Raw genomic sequence first — 4622 nt, 5'->3', positions numbered from 1 at the left:
TGATGCTGCAGGAGATCGGCCACCCGTTCGCCTCCGGCGAGCCGGTGTACGACGTCACCTTCGAGAACGTCCAGGCGGGCCTGCGCACCGACTACCTGTTCCGGCTGGCCAACCAGCGCGGCGGCATCGTCCTCGGCACCGGCGACCTGTCCGAGCTGGCGCTCGGCTGGTCCACGTACGGCGTCGGCGACCAGATGAGCCACTACAACGTCAACTCCGGCGTGCCGAAGACGCTGATCCAGCACCTGATCCGCTGGGTCGTCAGCAGCGGGCAGTTCGACGAGGAGACCGGCGAGATCCTCACCGCGATCCTGGACACCGAGATCAGCCCGGAGCTGGTGCCGGGCGAGGAGATGCAGTCCACCGAGTCGAAGATCGGCCCGTACGCGCTGCACGACTTCACCCTCTTCCAGGTGCTGCGCTACGGCTTCCGGCCCTCGAAGATCGCCTTCCTGGCCTGGCACGCCTGGCACGACCCGGACGCCGGCGCCTGGCCGCCCGGCTTCCCGGAGGCCAAGCGGGTGGCGTACGACCTGGCCGAGATCCGGCACTGGCTGGAAATCTTCTGCCGCCGTTTCTTCGCGTTCTCCCAGTTCAAGCGCTCGGCGATGCCGAACGGCCCGAAGGTGTCGGCCGGCGGCTCCCTCTCCCCGCGCGGCGACTGGCGCGCCCCCTCGGACGGCAACGCCCGGGCGTGGCTGAGCGACCTGGAACGCTTCGACTTCGACGGCGCGGCCGCCGGAGGATGAGCGGTGCCCCGGCTCAGGTGTTCCAGGTCTCGTCGTACGGGTCGCGCGGGGCCGGGACCGGGCGGGTCGCGGTGACCCTCAGGTACGGGACGGGGCCGTTGTTGACCGGGTCGCGGGTCAGACGGGGGCTGTAGGTGCCCGTGACCTCCAGCCAGGCGTCCGGACGCAGGACCGGCGGCAGCTCGCCGGTCAGCGCGATCTTCACCGGCTGGGCGTCCGCCGCGCAGCAGTTGAGGGCCATGCGGACCAGGTAGGGCCGGCCCGCCCGGTCCAGGGCGAGGAAGCCGGTGACCCGGACCGGGCGGCCGTGCAGGGAGCGGCCGTGGCCGTAGGCCGCTCGGGAGGCGTAGTCCACGACCGACAGCGGCACCGGGTCGCCGGCGGGCAACGGGCCGTAGGCGTACGGCTTCTGCAGGGCCGTTCCGGTGCGCAGGGCGCTGTAGGAGCCGAGGGCGGGCGGGGCGATCAGGATCAGCGCGAGCAGCGGCAGCAGCAGGAGCCAGGACACGCGCGGCTCGGGGTGCGCGTGTCCTGGGCGGGGACGGCCGGCGCGGCGGCGCTCGTACCAGGCCGTGGCCACGGCCGCCGCGATCAGGACGGCGCCGGAGGCCAGCAGGAAGGGGCGCAGGCCCGCCTTGACGTAGCGCAGGTACAGGTCGGTGGCGCCCGCGTGCAGCAGGGCGGCGCCGAGCAGGAACAGGACGGCCGCCTGGGCCTGGCGGTTCACAGCAGCACCGTCCCCGTCAGCACGGCGCCCGTGACGGCCAGCGCGAAGGTGGCGGGGGCGAACCGGAGCGCGAAGGCCCGGCCGAAGGTGCCGGCCTGCATCGCGAACAGCTTGAGGTCGATCATCGGGCCCACCACCAGGAACACCAGCTTGGCCGTCGGGGAGAACTGGGTGAGGGAGGCCGCGACGAACGCGTCCGCCTCCGAGCAGATGGACAGCAGGACCGCCAGGACGGCGAGGGCGAGCACCGACACCACGGGGGTGCCGGCGGCCGTGCGCAGCCAGTCCGCCGGGACCGCCGCCTTCAGCGTGGCCGCGGCCGTCGCGCCGAGCACCAGGAAACCGCCGGCGTGCATGACGTCGTGCCGGACCGCGTCCCAGAAGGCCTCCCCCTTGCCGGCGCCCTCGTGCGCGCCGTGGGCCGGTGGGCGCAGCCAGTCCGTGCGGCCCCGCCGCTGCCACAGCCAGCCCATCGCGCAGGCCACCAGCAGGCTCGCCGCGAACCGGGCCAGGACCATCTCCGGGTGCCCGGGGAAGGCGACGGCGGTGGCGGTCAGCACCACCGGGTTGATCGCGGGCGCGGACAGCAGGAAGGCGAGCGCGGCGGCGGGGGTCACGCCCCGGCGCACCAGGGCGCCCGCCACCGGCACCGACGCGCATTCGCAGCCCGGCAGCACCGCGCCCGCGACCCCCGCCACGGGCACGGCCAGGGCCGGCCGGCGCGGCAGGGCGCGCGCGAAGAAGGACGCCGGGACGAACACCGCGATCGCCGCCGACAGCAGCACGCCGAGCACCAGGAAGGGCAGCGCCTGGACGGTCACCGCGACGAACACCGTCATCCAGCTCTGCATCGCCGGGGCGCCGAGCAGCCCGCGGATCGGGGACTGGGCGAGCACGGCGAGCAGGAGGACCAGCACCAGCACCCGCGGGGAGCTGAGCCGGCTCCGCGGGGGCGCGGGCCGGTCCAGGTCCGCGCCGGGCGGGGCGTCTTCGGTGATGGCCACGGCTGGTTACCTCCGGCTGCTGGACTGCCTCCCCCTGCGTACGCGAGCCGTCCCCCTGCCGTTCAGGACGTTGCTGGAACCACGCATCTCCTTGGGGCACTCTTTTCCCTCGTGACGAGCGTTCCGTATCAAGGGGGCCCGGGGGCCCCGCCGGCGCACATGGTGGTGTGCGGTGACGACGGGCTCGCGCACCGGCTGGCCGCCGAGTTGCGCGGGGTCTACGGCGAACAGGTCACCCTCGTCGTGCCGCCGAACGAGCGCACCGCCCGGCCGCCGGTGGTCGGCCGGGCCCGGGCCGCGTCGGCGGCGCTGTTCGACCGTGTGGTCAGCGCGGCCGTGGGCACCGTCGGCCGGACCGGCGGCACCGGGCAGCCCGTCGGCGGCTCGGGTGTCCCACGCCCCGAGCCGGAAGGGGTGCTGGAGGCCGCGGAGCTGACCGAGGCGGTGCTCGCCGAGGCCGGGGTGGCCCGGGCCGCCGCGCTGGCCCTCGTGCACGACGACGACGAGACCAACATCCGGGCCGCGCTGACCGCCCGCCGGCTCAACCCCCGGCTGCGGCTCGTGCTGCGCCTCTACAACCGGCGGCTGGGCCAGCACATCGAGGAACTCCTCGACCAGGCCGCCGCCTTGGCCGCCGGCGAGGAGGACGGCGGTCGGGGCGGCGGCACCGAGGCCTCCACGACCGTGCTGTCCGACGCCGACACCGCCGCGCCCGCGCTGGCCGCCACCGCCGTCGCCGGCACCAGCCGGGTGGTGCAGACCGAGGGCCTGTTACTACGGGCCGTCGAACGGCCGCTGACCGGCGACGACGGGCCCGGCACCGGCCCGGGCCTGTGCACCCTCGCCCTGCTGTCGGGCGGCGACCCGGACGGCGGCGGCGAGCACCAGCCGCGGCTGCTCCCGGACGACGAGGAGGTACGGCAGGCCGCCGGACGCCAGGCCGTGGTGCTGGAACACGTCTCCGCCCCGGCCGGTGCGGAATCCGCCGCGCCGACCCTGCGGATGACGGGTCTGCTGCCGCTCGCCTCGCTCTTCTCCCGCCGGCTGCGCTGGTCCCTGGCCGGCCTGGTGGGCTGCGTGGTCGGCCTGGCCGTCGCCCTGTGGCTGGTCACCGGCATCCACCCGCTGCGCGCCTTCTACGTCACCCTCCTGGACCTCTTCGCGATCGACGACCCGGCCCTCAGGGAGCCGCTGGGCCGCCAGCTCCTGCAACTCCTCTCGGCGCTGACCGGGTTGCTGCTCCTGCCGCTCCTGCTGGCCGCCGCGCTGGAGGCGTTCGGCACCTTCCGCACCGCCTCCACGCTGCGCCGGCCTCCGCGCGGCCTGAGCGGGCACGTGGTCCTGCTCGGGCTCGGCAAGATCGGCACACGGGTGCTGACCCGGCTGCGGGAACTGAACATCCCCGTGGTGTGCGTGGAATCCGACCCGGAGGCACGCGGCCTCGCCACCGCCCGCCGGCTGCGGGTGCCGGTCGTGCTCGGCGACGTCACCCAGGAGGGCGTCCTGGAGGGCGCCCAGATCCACCGGGCCCGGGCCCTGCTCGCGGTGACCAGTTCGGACACCACCAACCTGGAGGCCGTGCTCTACGCCCGGACCGTGCGCCCCGATCTCCGTGTGGTGCTCCGCCTCTACGACGACGACTTCGCCACCGCGGTCTACCGCACCCTGCGCACCGCCTACCCCCAGGCCCTGACCCGCAGCCGCAGCGTCACCCACCTGGCGGCTCCGGCCTTCGCCGGGGCGATGCTGGGCCGGCAGGTCCTGGGCGCCGTCGCGGTGGAACGCCGGGTGCTGCTGTTCGCCGCGATCGACGTGGACGGGCACCCCCGGCTGGAGGGCCGCACCGTCCGGGACGCCTTCCAGCCGGGTTCCTGGCGTGTCCTGGCCCTGCTGGGCCGCACCGCCACCCCCGCCGGGCACGTCCTGGCGAAGGGCGACCGGGTGGTGGTGGCGGCGACCCGGCGGGGGCTGGCCGAGCTGCGCTGAGCCGGTGGCGCGGGACCAGGGCGTGTCTTTCGGATCAGCCCGACGGCAGGTGCCGCTCGGCGAACTCCAGTTCCCGTGCGACCTGCCGGATCCGCTCGTCCACGACCAGGGAACCGTGCCCCGCGTCGTACCGGTACACCTCGTGGACCGCGCCGC

3 protein-coding genes and 1 pseudogene are annotated in these 4622 nt (G+C 75.1%); 2 read left to right on the top strand and 2 right to left on the bottom strand.

All coding sequences use genetic code 11. The annotated features are described in order from the left end of the window. Window positions 1-749 (top strand): annotated as a pseudogene (nadE, locus tag IE312_RS40140) (NAD(+) synthase); the annotation flags it as partial. A 13-nt stretch (window positions 750-762) separates the two neighbouring features. On the opposite strand, the gene IE312_RS15065 reads toward nadE, so the two are convergent. Together IE312_RS15065 and IE312_RS15060 are read right to left on the bottom strand one after the other, a co-directional pair. Further along, window positions 763-1476: a TIGR03943 family putative permease subunit gene (locus tag IE312_RS15065; RefSeq protein ID WP_189981998.1), complete on the bottom strand. Its 714-nt coding sequence runs from the start codon at window positions 1474-1476 to the stop codon at window positions 763-765. Next, the gene (locus IE312_RS15060) at window positions 1473-2480 is read right to left on the bottom strand and encodes a permease (protein ID WP_189981996.1); all 1008 of its coding nucleotides are present in this window, start codon (window positions 2478-2480) and stop codon (window positions 1473-1475) included. Before IE312_RS15060 ends, IE312_RS15065 begins: the two co-directional genes overlap by 4 nt. Window positions 2481-2639: 159 nt before the next feature. Between IE312_RS15060 and IE312_RS15055 the strand changes: the two genes are divergently transcribed. Then, complete coding sequence (locus IE312_RS15055) at window positions 2640-4466, top strand: NAD(P)-binding protein (protein WP_189982274.1); 1827 nt, start codon at window positions 2640-2642, stop codon at window positions 4464-4466. Window positions 4467-4622 lie beyond the last annotated feature (156 nt).

Source organism: Streptomyces capoamus (assembly GCF_014654935.1).
Taxonomy (GTDB): domain Bacteria; phylum Actinomycetota; class Actinomycetes; order Streptomycetales; family Streptomycetaceae; genus Streptomyces; species Streptomyces capoamus.
Note: the sequence above shows the minus strand (reverse complement) of the source record. Positions and strands in the feature narration are given on the sequence as shown.

Bases quoted from the DNA above. Each gene is read 5' to 3' on its own strand.
- IE312_RS15055 (WP_189982274.1), top strand. From the start codon at position 2,640: ATGGTGGTGTGCGGTGACGACGGGCTCGCGCACCGGCTGGCCGCCGAG.